Below are 21,165 nucleotides of genomic sequence, written 5' to 3'. Positions count from 1 at the left end.
ACAACAAGGAGCAAAAACAGTTTTTGCATCATGATTTTTCCTGTGCGGGTCCTTTTTCAAAAGCGCGCAGGAAAGCGTCGATATCGTCGCTCATCAGGAGGGGCATCCGTTCTCGTATCAATGCTTCAGGCCAGTCCCACCAGGCGACTGCAAGCAGACGCCCGATGGTCTTTTCGGGGAAGCGGTATTTGATGACCCGGGCCGGGTTGCCGCCCACGATGGCATATGGCGGCACGTCCCGGGTCACCACGGCCGCCGTGGCGATGATCGCGCCTGATCCTATGGTGACACCCGACATGATGTTGGCCCGCGCGCCGATCCAGACGTCGTTGCCAATGACGATATCCCCCTTGGTGGAATGGTCATCGGTTGCATCCGCCGCTTCGGGCCAGAAATTGCACTGGTTCTTGAACGGGTAGGTGGTGATCGTGTCCGGTCGGTGATTGCCCAGGATCATCAGCACCTCGCGGGCGATCGAGCAGTATTTTCCGATCTTCAGGCCGGCATATTCAGCTTCTATGATGATGGGAGAACCCTTGGCGCCATATGTATGGTCGCCGATGTCCCAGCCCCACTCTTCGATCTCATGGGCAAGAGTGTAACGTAGGAGCAGAGAAAAGGCGTTCTTGCCGTAATACATGGGCCTCGGTTCTCCCGTTCTGGTTCAGGGTTTCGTTTGCATTCGATAGCGGACAGATCAGGTGATCGTGTTTCGTCGTCAGTCCTGTTCCCGGTCGCTGTCGAAGGCATGAAGCCCCGCACGCCTCCAGCGTGTTTTCAGTTCGCCTGACGCGGTATTCCTGCCCTCCCGAAGCTGCCCCGCAATGTCCAGGAACGCCCCGAGCAGGGTGGCGCGGTCATCATCGGTCAGATCGACCAGTCCCGCCTTCTGGACCAGGCCGCCCAGTTCGATCAGGTGATGGGTGCGTTCCCGTCGTGCCTTCGCCCAGTCGCGCATGTCGGTGCGTGCCTTTCGTGCCTGATGGCGATGGATCAGGGCCGCCTGCTTCCTGATCCGTCTTTCAAGCGCCAGCAGATCCGTTCTGATCGTGTCCGGTTCCTTTCCGGCCGCCCTTTTTCGCGCCGGCCTGAAAGAACGCCGTCCCCCGTTCGGTCCACCTCGCAACGGCTTCGGGTTTGCCGTCCGCCTGTTCGACAGCCGCAAGCAGCACCCCGGCCAGCGCCTCGATCGACAGGGTATCGGCTCCCGTCGCCTCGACCAGTTCGCCGAGCTGGATGGTCCGTTGCACCTTGAGCTGCTTCGCCTTTTCCTGAAGCGCCTTCAGTTCCGCATCAATGTCCCGTGGCCTGCGCATTTCCGGTCCCCTGTCCTGCTGGTCTGTGCCATACTCTACCACACAGGCGAGAACCGCGTCACTCATCCAGAGTAATCAATCTTTATGGTGCAGTAAAATGTGAGTGCGCGCTTATACGTCACTTCGTGACGTGCGCTTAAGTGGTGTGATAGGATCGTGCTCATGGCGATCTATCACCTGCATGCGAAGGTCATCAGCCGCGCCACCGGCCGGAGCGCCGTGGCGGCGGCGGCTTATCGTGCAGCGTCCCGCCTGCATGATTTGCGGCTGGATCGCGACCATGACTTTTCCAACAAGAGCGGCATGGTGCATTCCGAGATCCTGCTGCCCGATGGCGCGCCGGAACGGTTTCTCGATCGTGCGACCCTATGGAACGAGGTCGAGGCGATCGAGAAGCGCAAGGATGCCCAGCTTGCCCGCGAGGTGGAGTTTTCAATCCCGCGCGAAATGACCCAGGCGCAGGGGATCGCGCTGGCACGGGATTTTGTGCGGGAGCAGTTCGTGGAACGCGGCATGGTGGCCGATCTCAATGTGCATTGGGATATTGGCGAAGACGGGCAGGTGAAGCCCCATGCCCATGTGATGCTGTCCACACGACGGATTGAAGTCAGAACCGGGGAGGCTGTGCATGGAAGACGAGACGGAATCCCGCATCCTGAACGAGGCGGCAGGGGCACATACGACCTCGCGCCGGATCCTGGACCTGATGGAGCAGAAAGGGGAGGACGATCCGCTCAAGTTCATGATCCGTTTGCTGACGGAAATTCGGGAGACGCAGCGCGGCATCCTGCTGAAGCTCTCGACGCTGGAGAAGCGCTTGCAGCGGCTGGAAGAACGGCGCGACTGATCACGGCGGCACGGTTGCGGCATGAAGGCCTGGGGCTGGCGCAGGATCAGCCTTCCATCGGGTTCGGTGCGAAAGAGCGTTCGTGGAATGACAGGGATCTGCTGCTGACGTGGCGGGAGCGGTGGGCATCGTTTGCCAATGAACGGCTGGCCGAACTGGATCTGGATGTGCGGATCGATCATCGGTCGTTTGCCGAACAGGGGATCGACCTTGAGCCGCAGAACAAGATCGGTCCGGCCGGGATGCGCCGGGAAGAGCGGGGCGAGGACGCACAGCGGGTTGCCGACCATCTGGAGATCGCGCGGCGCAATGGGGAAAGGTTGCTGGCCGAGCCGCATGTGGCGCTGGAGGCGCTGACGCGACAGCAGAGCACATTCACCCGGCAGGACATGGCGCGGTTCGTGGACCGGCACACGGCGGACGCGGAACAGTTCAGTGCTGTCATGATTCGGGTGGAGGCGTATCCGGAGCTGGTCGCCCTCGGGAAAGACGGGCACGGGCGGGAGCGGTTCTCCACACGGGAGATGATCGGGGTCGAGCAGCGTCTGGAAGAGGCGTCGCTTGCGATGGGGCAGTCCCAGGGTCATGCGGTGCCGCTGGCGGTGCGTCGGGCGGCGATGGCGCGGGACGGGCTTGGAGACGAACAGGCGCTGGCGGTGGGCGAGGTCACGAAGTCCCGCGACCTGTCCGTGGTGGTCGGGTATGCCGGGACGGGGAAGAGTACCATGCTGGGTGTCGCCCGCGCGGCATGGGAAGAGGCCGGGTACCGGGTGCGCGGGGCGGCGCTGTCGGGGATCGCAGCGGAAGGGCTGGAAGCGGGGTCCGGGATCGAAAGCCGGACGCTGGCCTCCCTGGAGCGGGCGTGGGAGCGTGGGTTCGATCTGCTGGAACGTGGGGACGTGCTGGTGGTGGATGAGGCCGGCATGGTGGGGTCACGGCAGATGGAGCGGGTGCTGTCTGCCGCGCGCGGGGCCGGGGCCAAGGTGGTGCTGGTGGGCGATCCCGAGCAGTTGCAGGCGATCGAGGCTGGTGGCGCGTTCCGGGCGGTGGCCGAGCGGGTCGGGTCGGTGGAAATCACAGCCGTGCGCCGGCAGCGTGAAGACTGGCAGCAGGCGGCCACGAAGGAGCTTGCGACCGGGCGGACGGATAGGGCGCTGGAGCGCTATGAGGCGGCCGGCCTGGTGCGCGGGCATGACACGCTGGAAGAGGCGCGGGCCGGGGTGGTGGCCGGATGGGATGAAGCGCGGCAGGCCGCGCCAGAGGACAGCCAGATCATGCTGGCGCACCGGCGTGTCGATGTGCGGGCGCTGAACGAGGCGGCGCGGGAGATCCGCAGGGAGGCGGGTGAGCTGGGTGACGACGTGCTGGTGCCGACCGCCCAGGGCGAGCGGGTATTCGCGGACGGGGAGCGGGTCTACTTCCTGCGCAATGACCGGGAGCTGGGGGTAAAGAACGGCACGCTGGGCACGGTGCGGGGCATCACGGGGTCGGCCGAGGCCGGGGATCTCGTGCTGTCGGTGCAGCTTGACGGGCCGGGTGGGACCGGGGGCGGCCGGGTCGTGTCCGTGTCGGTGGCGGATTATGACGCGCTGGATCATGGCTATGCGGCCACCATCCACAAATCGCAGGGTGTGACGGTGGACCGGGCGCATGTGCTGGCGACGGGGAGCATGGACCGGCATGGGGCCTATGTGGCGCTGTCGCGCCATCGGGAGAGCGTGTCTGTCCATTGGGGCCAGGATGATGTGGGCGACCGCGACGGGCTGGTGCGGCGGCTGTCGCGCGAGCGGCTGAAGGATACCACGCTGGATTACCCGCAGGTCCGGGATCGGGATGCCGGGTTCGCGCGGCGGCGCGGGCTGCATGTCCCCGAGAGCGAGATCGTGGTGGGGCGTGAGAAGGTTGCCTCTGGCCCCCAGAAGGACAGGCAGTCCGAAGCTGTCCGTACGCCGGATCCGGCACCGGCACAGCGGAAGCGCGGGATGTTCGACGGGCTGGACCTGTCCGTACGGGGGCGTAGCCGGGCGGCGGAAAAAGACGTGTCGGCCGGGATGGATGCCGGGGCCGGGAAGGGGGAAAGTGGGGTTGGGCGTGAAGCTCCCGCCTCGCCCTTTGCCGGGTTGCGGCTGCCGCGTGTGCAGCGTGCGCAGGTGCCGGCCGGGCTGGGCGGGTTTGTGCCGGGTGGTGATCCGCTTCACCAGGCGGTGGAGCAGTATGCGCGGGCGGTGCGGGACATCGGGCGCATGGTGGAGCAGGACCTGCCAGTGCTGGAGCACCAGAAGAAGGCATGGCTTGACGCCAGCACGGCCCTGGAACGGTTAAGGCCCGGGGCGGTGATCGCTCTGGAAACCGCCGTGAAGCATGAGCCGGAGATCCGGCAGGCCCTGTACGGGCTGGAAGGGCCGGCACGGGCGCGCAGGCTGGTCGAGGGGCTGGAACACGAGGACAAGGTGCGGAAAAGTCCGGAATTGCGGGCCGCGCGGTTCGTGAAGGCGTGGGACGGGCTGAGCCGTGAGCAGCAAAGTGTGGCGCTCAGGGAGCTGAAGCGGGACGCGCCGCTTGAGTCCCTCCTGCGGCAGAAGGGGCATGAACTGGGCGTCCGGAAGGGATCGACGCTCGATCAGGGATTGCAGCCGCAGCGCACGCGCTCCCTGTCGCGCTCCAGGGGGCGGGATATGGATATGGGGATGTAAAACAGGAGACGTACAGAAAACTGTACGTTATAATGGTCATGGAGGACCGATCATGACCTGTGTTTCCTATACCGACCTGCGCCAGAACCTGGCGCATTATCTGGACGAAGCCGTGAACAGCCGCGCGCCGATCGTCGTGACGCGTAAGACCGGGAAAGGCAGTGTCGTGCTGATGTCGGAAGAAGAATTCTCCGGCTGGCAGGAAACCGTGCATCTCCTGAGCAGCCCACGCAACGCGGAGAGGCTGTTGGGGAGCATTCGTGACATCGAGCATGGGGTGGCGACCGAGCGTGATCTTCTGGAGCCGCAGGGTGAGCCGTCGGCGTGAAGGTCATTTTTCATGAAAATGGCTGGGAGGATTATCTTTCCTGGTTCCAGTCAGATCATGCTGTTCTTGGGAAGGTTAATGCCCTGATCGAGGATGTAAGGCGGCATCCATTTCAGGGGCTGGGCAAGCCGGAACCACTGAAGGGACAACTTTCCGGGTGGTGGTCCCGACGGATTACGGGGGAACATCGTCTGGTCTACCGGGTTCAGGGCCGCGCGGGAGAGGATCAGCGGATCGAGGTTGCCCAGTGCCGGTTTCATTACTGAAGGAGAGGCGTCATGAGCGAGACGGATCCGGCAGCCCGTGCCTTTGAGGATCTGTGCGCCGAAATGACGGTGCTCCGGCGCAGCGTGGAAGCGCTGCCCCAGGCATGGCGGGACAGCCGGCCGCCAGACTACACGCCGGACCTGGCCAGGCTGGTCAAGGCCCTGAACGACGTGGGCGCGCGCATGAAGGCGATCGAGGCCAGTCCGACCCTGAAAATGACGCCCCAGGCGTATGGGCAGGGGGTACGACAGGCAGGGCTTTCCGTCTGTCAGGACATGCAGGCCGCCTTTCATACCGCGATCCGTGCGGTTCAGGTGGAGCGGCAGCAGCTGACCAACATTGTCGGGCAGGCGCGCACCCAGGACCGTCAGAACTGGTGGGTGCTGAAGGTCGGGCTGGCCTGTCTGGCTGTCGGGATCGGGTTCTCGCCTATCCTGACCTACCTCCTGCCGTCATCACTGGGGACGCGCGTGGCCTCGTTCATCGTAGGCGGACAGGATCGGTGGGAATCTGGTGCGTTGATGATGGAGGCCGACAATCCCGAAAGCCTGCGGCATATGGTCCGGGCCAACCGGCTTGTGGACGCCAGTCGGGACCGGATCGCCGCCTGCCAGAAAACGTCCAACGAGACGAAGGTGGACCAGCCCTGTGTCCTGACCATCCGGCCGGATGGGTCATAAGCGTCCTGTCAGGACAGGAGATCATGCACGCTCATGCCGTCGAGGATGGCCATAAAAGCATCGGTTGCCTGTCTGGTCAGGTGACGGAGACGGCAGGCATCTGCCAGGATGCAGGGGCTGCCCTGAAGCGGCGCACAGCCGGTCATGACTTCACCTTCGGTTTCCATGAGGCGGATGACATGCCCGACATTGATGTCTTTCGGGGAGCGGGCCAGGCTGACGCCACCATTCCTGCCCCGGGTTCCCACCAGGAGACCATGATGGCACAGGTCGTTGACGACCTTCATAAGATGGTTGTGGGAGATATTATGCCGCTCGGCGATGTGCCGGATCGTCATGCGGTTTTGTGTGTGTCCGTGGCGGGCCAGATGGATCAGTACGCGAAAGGCGTAGTCGGTACGCAAGGTAAGGTGCATCAGCCAGGTCGCGTGGCAGTCGGGCTGATCTGCCCCGAAGGCGTGAAAAGGTTTCCGGGACCATAGTCCGAGGAGGCCAGGTTTTCGAGCTGGTTGCTGACGCGCATCCAGAAGGCGGCATCATCCTCAAGGCCAGCCTCGACGCACCGGCCAATATGATGGCGCGCCCGTTCTCTGGCGCCAGACAGCCCGTATTCGCGCAGGAAGGCCACCATCATGGTATCCGTATCCATGATTTCATGGGTCGGCCTGTTCTGTGTAACCGTCATGCATCCACCCCTTTCTCACGCCTGTCCTGTGACGACAGCCGGGGAAGGAGGAATGACAGGTATGCGTCTCCTGCCCGCCCTGGCGTCGGGCGGGTAGAAACGTGTTCCAAAAGGGCAAAAGCACGCCCTGCCTATTTCCACTACGGCAGACAGGTTTCCCTGTTCACCGCTGGACATAGTCCGGGTGTTGTATTGGGCAGGCCACCCGACAAGGAGGCCGCCCTTTTGGAAAAGGCGTTTCTACGCGCCTCTTTCAAAATACCACATGCTGTCTGACAGCACCACCCGCCCAGGCTCCTGGTCGCGGTCACAGGAAAGGAGAAGGGAGTGCTGCTACTCTTTTTCAGACGGCCCTGATGGGACCTGGATAGGACTGCACGAGTGGATCATGGGTCAGGAGGAGGAGCCCTTCGACCGTGGCCTGGGCGATAAGGATACGGTCGAAAGGGTCGCGATGAATATCGGGAAGCTGTCCAACTGCCACGGCATGCTGGCTGGTGACGGGGAGGTCTTCATACCCGTTCTCGATGAGGCCACGACGCAACAGATGCGGATCAACCTGGAAGTCTGCCCGGCCAAGCCCGGCCTTGATCGTGACTTCCCACAGGCTTGCGGCGCTAAACATCAGGATGTTCAGAGGGTCTTCCATGAATGTCCGGGCATCGGTGGAGAGTTTCCCCGGGTTTCCGGCCGCCCACAGGAGCAGGTGGGTATCGAGCAGAAGCCTCATGCCTGCCCGTCGAACAGCACGCCGATCTCTTCGTGTCCCATATGATCGAAATCGTCTGGGACCTGGATTTTGCCAGTCAGAAAGCCCAGACGCTGCCTGTGCTGTTCTTCGGGGGCACAGACAGGGCTGACCCGCACAACCGGCTTGCCGGCCCTGGCGATGATGAAGCTTTCACCCTTTGTGGCGGCATCGATCAGCCGGGACAGGTGGGTCTTGGCTTCATGGATATTGACGACACGCATGGCATCCCTCATTGACTTGGTCATACAAACTTAGTTTGTTTTGGGCAGATCGGCAAGAAAAAGCGGAGAGCAGCTGCGCTGCTGTCTGACTGCCAGGATGACTGTCTTGGGAAATGGAAATTTCTGACCAAAAATAAATAACTGTTATTTGTTATATATAATAGAGACGAATACAGTGCATATTTGTTGGTTGTATCAGGATATTTCCACATAAAATGTATGAGGTATGCCGTTATTCAACCGCGATTTGAATGAATTCTTCTGTTGCCGCCCTCCATGTCAAACTGTATCCATGAATGACGAAATATGTCGTTTTCAGGGCGACGTTCCATTCAATACAGGACCGACCGGTGATCGCCGGTCAGGCTGACCGTTCGGGGGGTTACTGATGCAGTTCAGGGCCGTGGCTTGTGCTTTTCTTTTTTCTGCTTCCCTGACGGGCGTATCCCATGCTGCGGGAACGGCAGCGGTCCCGGCCCCGTCTGCCGCGCCATCGCCCGCAAAAGGGGCACCTGCTTCTTCGCAGGCCCCGGCCCAGCCTTCGCCGATCACCACGCAGCAGACTTTTGGCGCCTGGCAGGCCAACTGCACCTATGCGCCCGCGACACGCGCGGCTTCGCTGTGCGTGGCGGCCCAGCAGCTGAGCATGCAGCAGCAGGGCAAGGCCGTGCCGCTGGGCATGGTGATCGTCGCCCGGGCCGCGACCGACAGGGTGGCGATTACCGCGCGTCCCTACGAGCTGAGCGTCATGACCCCGCTGGGCTTCGACCTCACGAAGCCTGCGACCCTGTCGATGGATAACGGCAAGCCGGTCAGCCTGCCCTATCTGGTGTGCAACGCATCGGGCTGCCTGTCGACGCTGCAGGCGACGCCCGCCATGATCACGGCACTGAAGGCGGGCAGGACCGGCCATATCCGCGTCAGCCGCGTGCCCGCGCAGGGCGGCGGCACGGTCACGATCAATTATGACATGAGCCATTTCTCCGACGCCTTTGGCGCAATCGAGACCTGGTCCAGCCAGAAAGCGCCTGCCTGAAGCCGGCGGCATAGTCCGGAATGCGCGTGATGCGCTGGCAGGTTGGGGCGGCGGCGGCCATGATGGCGCTGCCCGGTGTGGCAATGGCCCAGGTGCCGGGCCTGCCCGGCGGCGTGATGCCGGCGGGGCCGGGCTCGTCGCAGGACCAGTTCCAGCGCTTCGAGCAGCACCAGGAGCAGCTTGACGCGCTGCCGCCACCGTCAAACGACATCCAGATCCAGAAGCCGTCCGCCCTGCCACAGGCATCAAAAACCTGTGTTACGGTGCATGACATCACGGTCGAAGGCGCGCAGCACCTCTCGCGCGCTGTGAGCGATGCGATCACCGGTCCCCATACCGGCACCTGCATGTCGGTGCGCGATCTCAACGGACTGATCAACGCGCTCAATGCCGCCTATATCCGCCAGGGTTTCATCACCTCGCGGGCCTACCTGCCCGAGCAGAAGCTCTCCAGCGGGCACCTGCGGATCGTGGTGATCGAAGGGAAACTGGCGGGTATCCAGTTACAGGGCCGCCCGGTCCGGCTGGCGACCGTCATGGCCTTCCCCGGGCTGCACGGGAAGATCCTCAACCTGCGGGACCTGGAACAGGGGATCGAGGACATGAACCGGCTGAGCCACTGGGGCGCGCGCATGCGCATCGCCCCCGGCGGCAGGGCAGGGGCGTCCACCGTGGTGGTCACCGCGCCAAAGCGGGGCGTGCTGCACGGCCAGGTCTGGTTCGACAATTACGGCCAGCAGATCACCGGCCAGGAGACGGGCCATGCCATGCTCACGGCGGAAAACCCGCTGGGGCTGCTGGACCTGTGGTCGGTGGAATATGACCACTCGCTTGTCGGCCATGCCGGGCAGCGGGGCACGTCCTACCTGTCGGTCAACGGGTCGATCCCGTTCGGCTACTGGACCGTGTTCGGGTCGTGGTGGCGCTCGCAGGACGACTATCCCCTGCTGGCCCTGACCGATGTCTACCATCTGGGCGGCAGCCGTCGTGACTGGCGCCTTGGCATCTCGCGCGTGCTGCTGCGCAACCGCATCGGCGTGACCACCTTCCAGGCCAGCTACGAGCGCAAGTCGTTCGGCTCGGAGATCAACCATACGGTGATCGACACCGAGACGGCGCGGCAGGCCTTCGTCAACGTGCAAGTCAGTGAATCGCTCAAGGGCTGGGGCGGGGTGTGGTACATCACCGGCGGCCTCAAGGTCGCGGTGGATGGCGCGGGCACGTGGTCGAACTTCACCCGTCCCGGCTGGCAGGACCCGCATTCCTCCTACCTCAAGCCCTCGCTGGATATCGACGGCTACAAATCGCTCACGCGCGGCGTGCTGTGGCACACCACGCTGCACGGCGAATACAGCACGCGCGACCAGTTCCCCACCAATGAACTGCAGGCCGGTGGCCCGTATACCGTGCGCGGCTTCCTCGAGCAGGTCCTGCTGGGCAATGACGGCGGCTACATGCGCAACGACTTCTCGTGGCAACTGCCCACAAAGGGCCTGAAGTGCGGGAAGTTCGCCTTCATCTGCCGCCACGTCATCGAGGGCACCCAGCTTTATGCCGCCCTTGATGTCGGCGTCGTGCGCGCGGGCTTTGCCTCGTCCTCCACGCCGCCCGCGCTGCGGGGTGGCGAGATGGCGGGCGGCGGCCTGGGGCTGCGCAAGACCACGGGGCCGTTCTTCTGGAACGTCTCCCTGACCCATTCCATGTATACCGGCCCGCTTCCCTCGGAAGGGCTGATCCCGCTGTTTCAGGTTGGAGCGAAGATATGATGAAGACGCCCCGCAGGACCGCCGCGCCCGACATCATTCCGGGCCCGTCACGTCTTCAGCGCTGCGTGCATGTCTTTGCCGCCGTCTCCCTGTTCCTGGCCTCGACCGTGTCCGCCGCATCCGCCCAGCAGGCGGAGCCGCAGATCGTGGTCGATCCCCATGCCGGCGGCCCCGAGCCGACGCTGGACAAGACCCAGAACGGCATCGACCAGGTCAATATCGCCACCCCCAACGCGGCGGGCGTGTCGCATAATGACTTCATCCAGTATGGCGTGCCCGAAAGCGGCGTGATCCTGAACAACGCCACCACGGCGACCGAGACGAAGATCGGGGGCGTGGTGTATGGCAACACCAATCTTGACGGCCATGCCGCCAGCCTGATCCTCAACGAGGTGACCGGCACCCTGCCGACGCAGATGCTGGGCTATACGGAAGTGGCGGGGCACCAGGCCTCGGTGGTGGTGGCCAACCCCAACGGCATCACCTGTGCGGGATGCGGGTTCATCAACACCGCCCATGTGACCCTTGCCACCGGCACGCCGGAGATGGATGCCAGCGGCAACTTGAAGGATATCGTGGTCAAGGGCGGGAACATCACGTTCTCGGGCCAGGGCGGGGACTTCACCACCGTGCCGGTGCTCGACATCCTGTCGCGCTCGGTGACGCTCAAGGCGCAGGTCAATGCGGAGACGGCCACTATCGTGGCCGGGCGCAACCGGGTCGATTACGGCACCAACGCGGCCCATCCGCTGGCGTCCGACGGCACGGCCGCCCCGGAATTCGCGATTGATACGGCGGCCCTTGGCGGGATGTACGCCAACCGGATCTACATGGTGGTCAACGAGGCCGGCGCCGGCGTGCGGGTTGACGGCACCATGGCGGCCAATGCCGGGGACATGACGCTGACCGATGCCGGCGACCTTGTGCTCAACGGTTCCATGGCGGCTTCGGGCAACCTGCAGGCGCAGGTGGGCGGGCAGGTCAGCAACGCGGGGACGCTGCAGTCAGGTGGCGGGATGCAGCTGGCGGCAGGCGGCGCCCTGAATAACAGCGGGACCATTGGCGGCGGTACGACCCTGGCCGCCCGGGCTGCTGCGATCGGCAATAGCGGGACGGTGACGGCCGGGGCTGGCGCGCTGTCGCTTTCTGCAACCGGTGCGCTCGATAACAGCGGCGGCATCGGCGCATCCGGTGGCGCCCTGTCCGCCCGGGCAGGGTCGCTCGCCAATACCGGCACGATCGCAGCCCGGACGGGTCTGACGCTCGCCAGCGGCAGCACGCTGTCCAATGCCGGTGGCCAGATATCGAGCACGACCGGGCTGGCCTCGATTGCCGCCGTGGGGGCGCTGGATAATACGGGCGGGAAGATCCTCGACCAGTCGGGTGACATGACGCTGTCGGCGCAGGCCGTCACCAATAATGGTGGGGCGATCCAGGCGGGGGGCAGCCTGACTGCTGCACTGGCCAGCTATACATCCGACACCACGGCTTCGCTGACGGCGCAGCAGGCCCTTGCCGTCACCGCCACGGGGGCGGTCGATAACGAAGGCACGCTGGGTGGCGGCACGGGCGTGAGCGTGACGGCGGACCACATCACCAACGGGGCATCTGCCCTGCTGGTTGCAACCGCGGGCAACCTTACCCTCAACGCGGCGGGGACTGGTGGCCTGGCCAATACGGGGATCATAAAATCCCGGTCGGCATCGGGCAGCCTGACGATCGACGCCGCCACGCTGGCCAACAGTGACAGCATCCTTGCCGCAGGCACGCTTGGCGTGCGCACGGCCGGTACGGTGACCAATACGGGTACGTTATATGGGGCAGGCGGCCTGAGCCTTGCGGCGGGTGGCGCCCTGTCCAACAGGGGCGGACAGCTTGGCAGTGATACGGGCGTGGTGCAGCTTGCCGCCGCCAGCCTCGACAATACCGGGGGCAAAATCATCGCGACGGATGGTGGCCTGAACATCGATGCCGCCAGTATCGCCAACAATAACGGCTGGCTGCAGGCAGCTGCCCTCATGTCCATCGTGACGACTGCGCTCGACAATACCGGCGGGACAGTGCTGGGCGGTACATCCGTCACCCTTGCCCGCGATGCGACGGGTGCGGCCCTTGACCACCTGACGAACGCATCGGGCCTGGTCGAGGCCAGCAATGACCTCACGATCAGCGCGGTGAGCGTTGACAATACATCTGGTGGCCTGGTCGGGAAAACCGGTTCTGTTGCCATCACCGATAACGGGTCGGGGCAGGGACTGTTCACCAATACGGATGGCGCGGTCCAGGCGGGTGGCGCGCTGACGCTTGCGACCGGCCAGTATGCCAGCGACACATCGGCCGCCCTTCAGGCAGGAACCGCGCTTGACCTGTCGGTCACGGGGGCGGCCGATAACGAAGGGGTGATCACGGCGGGTGACGGGCTAAGCCTTTCGGCGGCCAGCCTGGTTAATGGCGCGAAGGGCACCATCGGTGCCCTCGCCGGTGACACGACGATTGCCGTCCACGGGAATGCGGCATCGCCTGCCCTGTCCAACGCTGGCGCCATCGAGGACGCGGATGCCGCCGGTGTCCTGAAGGTTGATGCGACGTCGCTCGCCAACACGGGCACGATCATCTCGCAGGGGAACCAGAACGTCGACGCCGACGGCCTCCTGCTCAATAGCGGTGAGATCGCCTCACTTGCCGGCAGTAGCGCGCTTTCGGCGGCGGGTCTGACCAATAGCGGCCTGATCGCGACTGCGGCAGGGCTTGACGTCTCCACGACGGATGACCTGCTCAATACCGGCACGCTGTATGGCGCGACCGGACTGACGCTTGGAACCGGGGGGACAACGTCCAATCAGGGCGGGACCATCGGCACGGGGGCTGCGGGCGCGCTGGCCATGACGGCGGCGCAGGTCGCCAATGACAATGGCACGATCCAGGCCGGGACCAGCCTCGCGCTTTCCACCGCAGGCCTTGATAACGAAGCCGGCACGATCCTCGCGGGCGGCGCCATCGGGATCCGCAATGGCGATGCCACGACGCCGCTGACCGCCCTTGATAACCGCGGCGGCGCGGTGCAGGCGGGTGGCAACCTGACCATTGCGGCGGCCAGCCTCGCCAACACCGCCGGCACCCTGGTCAGCGTGGGCGGCAACGTCACGCTCTCCGCAGGGGCTCCCGCCACATTGATGGCGACACTGGACAACTCGTCTGGCGGCATCATCCAGGCGGCCGGGAGTGTCTCGATCGCGGCCGGCACGATCGGCAATGACAATGGCCGCATCCTCGCACTCGATGGCAACATCGCGCTGGATGCCGACAGCGCGCCCGCATCCGCCCTGGCTTTCTTGAACGCCGGTGGCGCGGTCAAGGCGGCCGGAAACCTGTCGCTGGTGACGGGGACCTGGTCCGATGATGCCACGGGCGTCATGAGTGCCGGGCAGGACCTGTCCGTGGTGGCGGCGGGCGACATGGGTGTTGCGGGCACGCTGGTGGGCGGGCAGGGGCTGGGCCTTACGGCCGCTGGCCTGACGACCGCTGCCAGCGGGTTGGTGGCGACTGAAAACGGCGTGCTCTCCCTCGTCCTGACCGGAACGGGCAGCGGTGACGGCCTGTCCAATTCCGGGCGGATCGAGGCCGAAGGCCGTGGCGCCACCCTTGACGTCACGACGCAGGCGGCCCTGGCCAATGGCGGCACGCTCGTCTCGCAGGGGGATGTCACCCTTGCGGCGCAGGGCGTGACCAATAGCGGCGAGATCGGTGCGCTGGCTGGCCTGGTGGACATCAACGCGGCCTCCCTTGCCAATACCGGGACGCTGGTGGCGTCCGACCAGATGAACGCGACCCTGTCCGGCTCCGTGTCGAATTCCGGCCTGGTCTACGGCACGCAGGGCGTGACCCTGAAGAGTGGCGGCGCGATCGACGATACCGATGGACGGATCGGGGGCAATGGCGCGGTCGCCCTTTCGGGGGCCAGCCTGACCAACACATCCGGCGCGGTCATCTCGGGTGCGGGCGCCGTGAGCGTCACCACGACCGGCGCAGTGGGCAATGAAGGCGGTGCGATCCAGGGCGCGGGCAATGTCGCGCTGGCGGCGGCGGCGCTCGATAACACCAGCGCCGGCCGGATCGTCAGCACCGGCGGCACGCTGGATGTCCGCAATGCAGGCGGCGGCGCGATGGCGCAGCTTGCCAATGACGGTGGCGCGCTGCAGGCGGGTCAGGATATCACGCTGGTTGCCGACAGCCTGACCAACGGGTCGGGCGGCCTGGTCAACGCGGCCGATGGCAGCCTGCTGCTCTCCGCCGGCGGCACGCAGGCGGCCGCCAGCATCAATAACGCGGGCGGCACGCTGCAGTCATGGGGCAACCTGACCCTGGTGGCGAACGGGCTGGACAATGACGGCGGCAGCGTGATCGAACGCTCCGGCCAGAATACCCTGTCGCTTGCGAATGCTGGCGGCAGCGCGATGACCGGGTTCAGCGATACGGACGGCGTGGTGCAGGCGGCGGGCAATCTATCGCTTGATACGACCTCGCTCGGTGGTGCTGCGCAGCTGGTCGCAGGGAACACGCTGGCCGTGACGCTCACGGGGGACCTCGACAGTGGCATGCTGTTCCAGTCCGGGGGCGACACGCTGCTGCGGGTCGGGGGCGACTACACGGCCGAGGCCGGTGGCGGCGTGCTGGCCGGGGGCAACGTCACCATCACGGCGGCATCGGTCACCAATAACGGCGCCCTGATGGCCGAAGGCGGCGTCCTGGACGTCTCCTCGGGCGGGGCGATCACCAATACCGGCCTCATTGATGGTGTGGCCGGTGTGGCCCTGGACCTGCCCGGCACCCTGACCAACCAGCTTGGGGCCATCCTTTCGGATAACGGGTCGATCGGGATCGGCAATGGCGCCAGCGGGGCGGCCACCGCCGTGTTCAACCGCTCCGGCGAGATCGTGGCTGACAGCGCCAGCGGGGATGTCCTGATCAACGCTGGCACGGTCACCAATGATGTCCTGGGCGGGGTGACGGTCGTCGCCAATGCCGTCCTGTGGAGCCATAGTTACGCGGGCGGCAGCAATGTCGATATTCCCGTCCCGGCGGGCCTGCTGGACACGGCGACCGGCGTACAGGGTACGGGCCAGCTTGTCGGCCACTCCAACGGGGGCACGATCTATGTCGAGGAGGAAGGGGGAAAGGCGACCCTTAATAATGCCGCCTCCCTGATCTCGGCCGGGCGTGATGTGGATATTACAACCACAGGTGGCATCATCAACGATGCCAGCCATATCGCGGCAGGGCGCGACATCAATCTCAGTGGTGGCAGCCTCAACAATATCGGCTACGCGGTCCAGCACATCTTCTACGTCACGTGCAAGAATTACTGGGGGTGCACCTGGAGCAGCCAGTCCGATCCTGCTTTCACTGGGGCTGCTACATACGCGCACCATGTCCATCACTTTTTGGGGATAGGAAGTCATTGGGACCCGGCACCCCAGAATCCGGAAAAGTGGGGCGCGACCGAGACCTATTACGGCCCGACCGGCACCATCGTTGCAAAAGACAATATCACTGGCACCTTCACGGGCACGATCAACAACCAGACGGAAATCGCCAATGCGAGTTCCAGTGAATATACCAGCTATACCGGCGAGACGCCGGGTGGCCTGTCTCCGGTGGCTGCGGCTTCGTCTGCGTCCGGGGTTGCGGCTGACGCCGCGCTGAACGGCGGGGCGACGGCGGCCCTGGCGGATGTGAGCACCGGGGTTGCGGGGGCGGCCGGTACGCGGAGCGGCGCGGCGGCGCCCGTCATGACGGGGCACACCCCGACCTATCAGGGGGTCGAGACCGCGCAGGTGAAGGCGTCGGCCACGGCTCAGGAGGCCGCGATGACGCTGCCGGGCTTTGCCACCAGCAGCGACCCGACCATCCCGACGGTGATCTCGGCCATTCCGGGCGGCAGCGCGCTGTTCATCGCCGATCCGGACCCCAGCGCGCATTACCTGATCGAGACCAACCCGAGATACGCGACCTTCAGCGGTTTCTACGGCTCGCAGTACCTGGTCAACCGGCTGGGCGACAACACGGCGGATTACGAGTTCCTGGGGGATTCGTATTTCGATACCGAGTTCATCCAGCAGCAGATCGTGGCGTCGACGGGCCAGACCTTCCTTGGCAGCAGCTACGAGACGGCCAACGAGCAGATGGAACTGCTGCTCAACAACGCGGTCTCGGAATCCAATGCGCTTGACCTGACCTTTGGCGCAGCGCTGACGGCCAGCCAGCAGGCGGCGCTGACGCAGAACATTGTCTGGTATGTGCCCGAGACGGTGGACGGGCGCAGTGTGCTGGCGCCGAAGCTGTATCTGGCCCCAGGCCAGGCGACGCTTACGGACGGGGCGGAGATCTCGGCGACCAACGTGTCGCTGACCGGCTCGAGCATCAACAATACCGGTACGATCAACGCCAGCAACGCGCTGTCGCTGACCGCGACCAGCGGGGATATCGTCAATGCGGGCGGGACGCTGTCGGGCGGCAGCGTGGCGCTGGCGGCGCTGAACGGCTCGGTCGTCAACGAGGACCAGCTCAACACCTTCATGGTCGATGGCGGGAAGGCGCAGTCGCTGGGCGCGCAGGGCACCATCACCTCGGGGGGCGATGCGCAGATCTATGCGGCGAAGGACATCACGTTTGATGGCGGGTCGCTCAGCGCGCTGGGCGATACCACGCTTGTGGCAGGGCAGGGGATCACGCTGGGTTCGGTTGCGGCGAGCGCGTCGCAGGACATCGAGCAGCATGATTACAGCCACCGCGCGGCCGAGACGGAGAATTTCGGGGCGTCGGTCAGCACGGGCGGGAACCTGACGGCGGCCGCCCTCGGCGGCGACCTCACCCTGGCGGGCGCCACGGTCGCGGCCGGGAAGTCGGCCACGCTGATGGCGACGGGCAACGTGAACCTCAACGCGGTCACCGACAGCCAGTCCTCCTATACCCGCACCGTCGAGCACGGCTTCCTGAACAGGACCACCACGACCTCGAGCGAGAGTTCCACCGACCAGGTCGGCAGCACGGTGGCGGCCAATGGCAATGTGACCATGGTCTCGGGCAAGGACATGTCCGTGGCGGGTACTGTCGCGGGCGGCGGCAATGTCACGCTTCAGGCAGGTGGCAGTCTTACGGAGAATGCGCTCCAGAGCACGGCGCAGTCATATTACGATAAGGAAAGTAAAGGATTTTATTTTGATACTGACGGTGCCAAGGCTAGGGTTGGGTTCGGATCTTCCAAAGAAAGCGTCAGTGACAGCAGCACGACCTGGACTCCGAGCATGATTGCGGCGACTGGGGGCACCCTGTCTGCTACCGGCGGCGGCCCAGTAGTCATCAACGCTTCTGATCTTGTTGCCGCGAAGGATCTGAACGTAACCGGATCCTCTGTCCTGCTCAACGCACTGTCTGATGTATCCAGCACGAAGCAGACCAGCGATTTCAAGTTCATTGGCGTGCAGGTCGGACTGTCGGATACCTCCCTTGTCGGACAGGCCGCCAATCTGGCCCTGTCGGCGGCCCAGACTGCCAGCGACAAGGACATGGCGACCCAGTCACTGGATGCCCTGTCAACTGCGGAGAGCGGCGTCAGTATCGGGAAGACTGTGGCCACGCTCGTGGATACCAAGCTGGCCGCGACAACATCAGACGTAACGAAATCCAACATAGAATTGGTAGGAGTACAGGCGGAAGTCGGCTTCGAGCATGACAGCAAGACATCCGAAACTATTTCGACCACGGCAAAGGGATCTGAAGCAGAAGCTGGCGATGGACTGACCATGACTGCGACCGGGGCGCAGCCTGCGACAGACAGCAATGCCGGGGATATCATCGCCACGGCCGCGAGCCTGTCAGGTGAGAGTGTCACGCTGGCGGCGCCGGGCAATATCCAGCTCCAGTCGGGACAGGACACCACGCATACGACTACCAGCCAGACGGCCCTGTCCGCTTTTGTCGGCGCGACGGCCTCGCTGAACGCCAATCTGCAGTGGGGGGTCAGTGTTACGGGGCAACTCAGTGCCTCCCATTCCCACACGAATTCACAAAGCACGACACAGGTAGATACGACGGTCACGGGTGCGCAGAATGTGAGCATCGATAATGGGGCGGGGACGACCACGCTGGACGGGGCCAGGGTATCCGGTGGTTCCGTAGATGTGGCGGCGGGTAACCTGAATATTACCTCGGCACAGAATACGGCAAGCTATCTCAGCACGAATGAGAGCGCAGGCTTCAGCTTTGCCGTTCCCGTCTATGGCACGGGCGGGGAGATGGGTTTTTCGGTCAATGCCTCGGCAGGGGTTCTGTCTGACACTTACGCCTCGACGGAAGCCAGTGGCCTTTCCGGGCTTTATGCAGGTCAGGGCGGCCTTGATGTCGATGTTGCCCGCAGCACGACCCTCAATGCCGGCGTCATGGAAAGCACGGCGGCATCCGGCAACATGGTTACAACGGGTAGCCTGACGGCGAATGATGAACAGAATAAATCAGAATATGCCGGCGCATCTGCCAGTATTTCATATGGAAATCTTGGTAGTGGTGGAAATACAGGGCCGGACGATGGGTTACCAAATACGAAAAGAAAGACTTTTGACGGGGGTGCGAAAGTAAGTGGCTTTGCGGCACCAATCATTGGAGTGAATACATCGAACAGCCTCTCTTCTATTGGATCAAATATAGAAATTAATTCCGGATCTACATCAGGTGTCGTGTCCCGTGATCCATCAACTGCAAACCATGCGATCAGTAATGATTTTGATACGAATGAAGCGGGTGAGATCCTGTCGCTAACGAACAGTTTCGAAAAGTCGGTCAAGGCTGCGTACAATGAGTCAAATGCGGTAAAGGCCATGCCAAGCAATAAAAACTTGACAGACCAAGAAAGGATAAAAAATGATAAAAATTAACGATATTAAAAACATGTGTATTACACTTATCGCATTATCTCCATTATGTGGATGTGTAAGCCCAGAACCACCAAGAATTCCATTTAATAGTGGTGAAGTGGCGTGGGCAAAGAAAATAGGAAATTCATCCATTAAAGGATGTGTTAGTGGGGCAGAATTTACAAAATATCATAGTTATCAAATACCGGACGGTACTTATATGTCATACCCTGATAAAGGATCATCTGTAGAAAATCCTCAGCGTAGTTTTACGATAGATCTTCTACCAGAGAGCGGATATATGCATGAGTTATCTAAAAAAATGCATGTTTATAGCCTAAGGTTACATAGCTATAAGGATCTAAACGATCCACGGTGGGTTGATTCGTCAATTATTAATTTTATACCTCATTTTTCTTGTCCCGATGCTGGTCCTACAATCTGTACATCTGCAGGACACTTTATTTTTTCTAATCTCCCTGCCGGGACGTGGTATATTGTGGCTGGCTATAATTCTACCCCTGAACAGAGAGGGAAAATTGCTTTAACGCAAAAGATAACAACAATTGAGGGGCAGACGGTTCCATTTGTATCTTGGGTTGGTGCATTGGATAAGACTTGTAATCCTTGATTCATCAAGATGGAAATCTTGGTAGTGGTGGAAATACAGGGCCGGATCAAGGAATAGAAAATACAAAAAGAAAAACTTTTTATGGAGGAGCTAATGTAAGCGGATTTGCGGCACCAGTAATTGGTATGACTTCATCGAACAGCCTCTCTTCTATTGGGTCAAATATCACAATTAATTCCGGATCTACGTCAGGTGTCGTGTCCCGTGATCCATCAACTGCAAACCATGCGATCAGTAATGATTTTGATACGAATGAAGCGGGCGAGATTTTGTCCCTAACGAATAGTTTCGAAAAGTCGGTCAAGGCTGCGTACAACGAGTCAAATGCGGTAAAGGCAATGCCAAGCAATAAAAATTTGACAGATCAAGAAAGGATAGAAAATAACAATGTTAAAAGATTGTTTTTTGCAATATCTTCGTCGCTTCTTCTTTTTGGTTGTGTGCAGCCTACGCCACCAAAAATACCATTAAATATAAATGAAGTATCATGGGCAAAGAAAAAAGGGAGCGCTTCTATTAAAGGATGTGTTAGTGGAGGATATTTTGAAAAATATCATAACTATCAAGTTCCTAATGGAACATATGATTCTTATCCAATAGAAAGTTCATATCACGATAACCCTTCTCGAAATTTTACAATAGACCTTCTTCCTGAAAATGATTATATGTATAATCTTTCAGAAAAAATGAAACATTATTACTTGTTGCATAGCTATCATACATTGAATGATCCCCGATGGGTTGAATCTTCGGTTATGCCATTTATTCCTCATATTTCGTGCCCTGCAGATGGCCCTAATACTTGCCCATCGAGAGGGCATTTTAATTTTAATAATCTTCCTGCAGGAAACTGGTATATAGTGGCTGGATATAATGCAACCAAAGAAGACAATGCTGTGGCAGTTACCGTGCAAAAAATAACGACCATTGATGGGCAGACAGTTCCATTCGTTTCTTGGTTCGGGGTATTGAATAAAAATCAATGTACGCCTTGATTCATGAATTGAATCGCACCGGGATTGGCGGAGACCGAGG

General features: G+C 62.0%; 16 protein-coding genes. 9 read left to right on the top strand and 7 right to left on the bottom strand.

All coding sequences use genetic code 11. The features are described 5' to 3' along the window. Window positions 1–28 precede the first annotated feature (28 nt). The 3 genes from CFR76_RS13345 to CFR76_RS13335 form a co-directional block, all read right to left on the bottom strand. Window positions 29–640 (bottom strand): CatB-related O-acetyltransferase, encoded by a 612-nt coding sequence (locus tag CFR76_RS13345; RefSeq protein WP_110557470.1) that lies wholly within the window; start codon window positions 638–640, stop codon window positions 29–31. A gap of 78 nt (window positions 641–718) precedes the next feature. Continuing rightward, window positions 719–958, bottom strand: coding sequence for a conjugal transfer protein TraD (locus tag CFR76_RS13340; protein WP_110557469.1), 240 nt, complete (start codon window positions 956–958; stop codon window positions 719–721). Between the two features lie 64 nt (window positions 959–1,022). After that, complete coding sequence (locus CFR76_RS13335; protein WP_110557468.1) at window positions 1,023–1,382, bottom strand: conjugal transfer protein TraD; 360 nt, start codon at window positions 1,380–1,382, stop codon at window positions 1,023–1,025. Window positions 1,383–1,478: 96 nt separating this feature from the next. On the opposite strand from CFR76_RS13335, the gene traA reads away from it, so the two are divergent. The 4 genes from traA to CFR76_RS13315 are packed head-to-tail and all read left to right on the top strand — an operon-like array spanning window position 1,479 to window position 6,131. Continuing rightward, complete coding sequence (gene traA / locus CFR76_RS13330) at window positions 1,479–4,856, top strand: Ti-type conjugative transfer relaxase TraA (protein ID WP_110557467.1); 3,378 nt, start codon at window positions 1,479–1,481, stop codon at window positions 4,854–4,856. A gap of 52 nt (window positions 4,857–4,908) precedes the next feature. Further along, window positions 4,909–5,184, top strand: a complete 276-nt coding sequence (locus CFR76_RS13325) for a type II toxin-antitoxin system Phd/YefM family antitoxin (RefSeq protein WP_034928502.1) — start codon at window positions 4,909–4,911, stop codon at window positions 5,182–5,184. Continuing rightward, the gene (locus CFR76_RS13320; protein WP_110557466.1) at window positions 5,181–5,450 is read left to right on the top strand and encodes a Txe/YoeB family addiction module toxin; all 270 of its coding nucleotides are present in this window, start codon (window positions 5,181–5,183) and stop codon (window positions 5,448–5,450) included. The genes CFR76_RS13325 and CFR76_RS13320 overlap by 4 nt, the downstream gene beginning before the upstream one ends. Window positions 5,451–5,462: 12 nt before the next feature. Then, window positions 5,463–6,131 carry a DUF6118 family protein gene (locus tag CFR76_RS13315; RefSeq protein ID WP_110557465.1) on the top strand — a complete coding sequence of 223 codons (669 nt, stop codon included), beginning with the start codon at window positions 5,463–5,465 and terminating at the stop codon, window positions 6,129–6,131. Between the two features lie 8 nt (window positions 6,132–6,139). Here CFR76_RS13315 and CFR76_RS13310 read toward each other — a convergent pair whose 3' ends face one another. The 4 genes from CFR76_RS13310 to CFR76_RS13295 all read right to left on the bottom strand — a co-directional run bounded on the left by CFR76_RS13310 (window position 6,140) and on the right by CFR76_RS13295 (window position 7,788). Next, window positions 6,140–6,547: an RrF2 family transcriptional regulator gene (locus CFR76_RS13310; RefSeq protein WP_110557464.1), complete on the bottom strand. Its 408-nt coding sequence runs from the start codon at window positions 6,545–6,547 to the stop codon at window positions 6,140–6,142. Then, window positions 6,547–6,816, bottom strand: coding sequence for a hypothetical protein (locus tag CFR76_RS13305; RefSeq protein WP_110557463.1), 270 nt, complete (start codon window positions 6,814–6,816; stop codon window positions 6,547–6,549). Before CFR76_RS13305 ends, CFR76_RS13310 begins: the two co-directional genes overlap by 1 nt. Before the next feature lie 343 nt (window positions 6,817–7,159). Beyond that, a complete protein-coding gene (locus CFR76_RS13300) occupies window positions 7,160–7,546 on the bottom strand; it encodes a type II toxin-antitoxin system VapC family toxin (protein WP_087609079.1) in 387 nt (128 codons plus the stop codon). Then, on the bottom strand, window positions 7,543–7,788 hold the full coding sequence (locus CFR76_RS13295) for a type II toxin-antitoxin system Phd/YefM family antitoxin (protein ID WP_087609099.1): 246 nt from the start codon (window positions 7,786–7,788) through the stop codon (window positions 7,543–7,545). Before CFR76_RS13295 ends, CFR76_RS13300 begins: the two co-directional genes overlap by 4 nt. Window positions 7,789–8,191: 403 nt before the next feature. Here CFR76_RS13295 and CFR76_RS13290 point away from each other — a divergent pair, with 403 nt between their 5' ends. The 5 genes from CFR76_RS13290 to CFR76_RS17800 are packed head-to-tail and all read left to right on the top strand — an operon-like array spanning window position 8,192 to window position 21,125. After that, the gene (locus tag CFR76_RS13290) at window positions 8,192–8,824 is read left to right on the top strand and encodes an invasion associated locus B family protein (RefSeq protein ID WP_167402145.1); all 633 of its coding nucleotides are present in this window, start codon (window positions 8,192–8,194) and stop codon (window positions 8,822–8,824) included. A gap of 29 nt (window positions 8,825–8,853) precedes the next feature. Continuing rightward, a complete protein-coding gene (locus tag CFR76_RS13285; RefSeq protein WP_110557473.1) occupies window positions 8,854–10,590 on the top strand; it encodes a ShlB/FhaC/HecB family hemolysin secretion/activation protein in 1,737 nt (578 codons plus the stop codon). Continuing rightward, complete coding sequence (locus CFR76_RS13280) at window positions 10,587–19,520, top strand: beta strand repeat-containing protein (protein ID WP_110557461.1); 8,934 nt, start codon at window positions 10,587–10,589, stop codon at window positions 19,518–19,520. The genes CFR76_RS13285 and CFR76_RS13280 overlap by 4 nt, the downstream gene beginning before the upstream one ends. Then, on the top strand, window positions 19,507–20,130 hold the full coding sequence (locus CFR76_RS17805; RefSeq protein ID WP_141301594.1) for a hypothetical protein: 624 nt from the start codon (window positions 19,507–19,509) through the stop codon (window positions 20,128–20,130). The genes CFR76_RS13280 and CFR76_RS17805 overlap by 14 nt, the downstream gene beginning before the upstream one ends. Beyond that, the gene (locus CFR76_RS17800; protein WP_146222686.1) at window positions 20,127–21,125 is read left to right on the top strand and encodes a hypothetical protein; all 999 of its coding nucleotides are present in this window, start codon (window positions 20,127–20,129) and stop codon (window positions 21,123–21,125) included. The genes CFR76_RS17805 and CFR76_RS17800 overlap by 4 nt, the downstream gene beginning before the upstream one ends. The last annotated feature ends 40 nt before the right edge of the window (window positions 21,126–21,165 follow it).

Origin of the sequence: Komagataeibacter swingsii, assembly GCF_003207895.1 — a bacterium.
Classification (GTDB): domain Bacteria; phylum Pseudomonadota; class Alphaproteobacteria; order Acetobacterales; family Acetobacteraceae; genus Komagataeibacter; species Komagataeibacter swingsii.
This window is presented reverse-complemented; position numbering and strand designations above follow the sequence as displayed.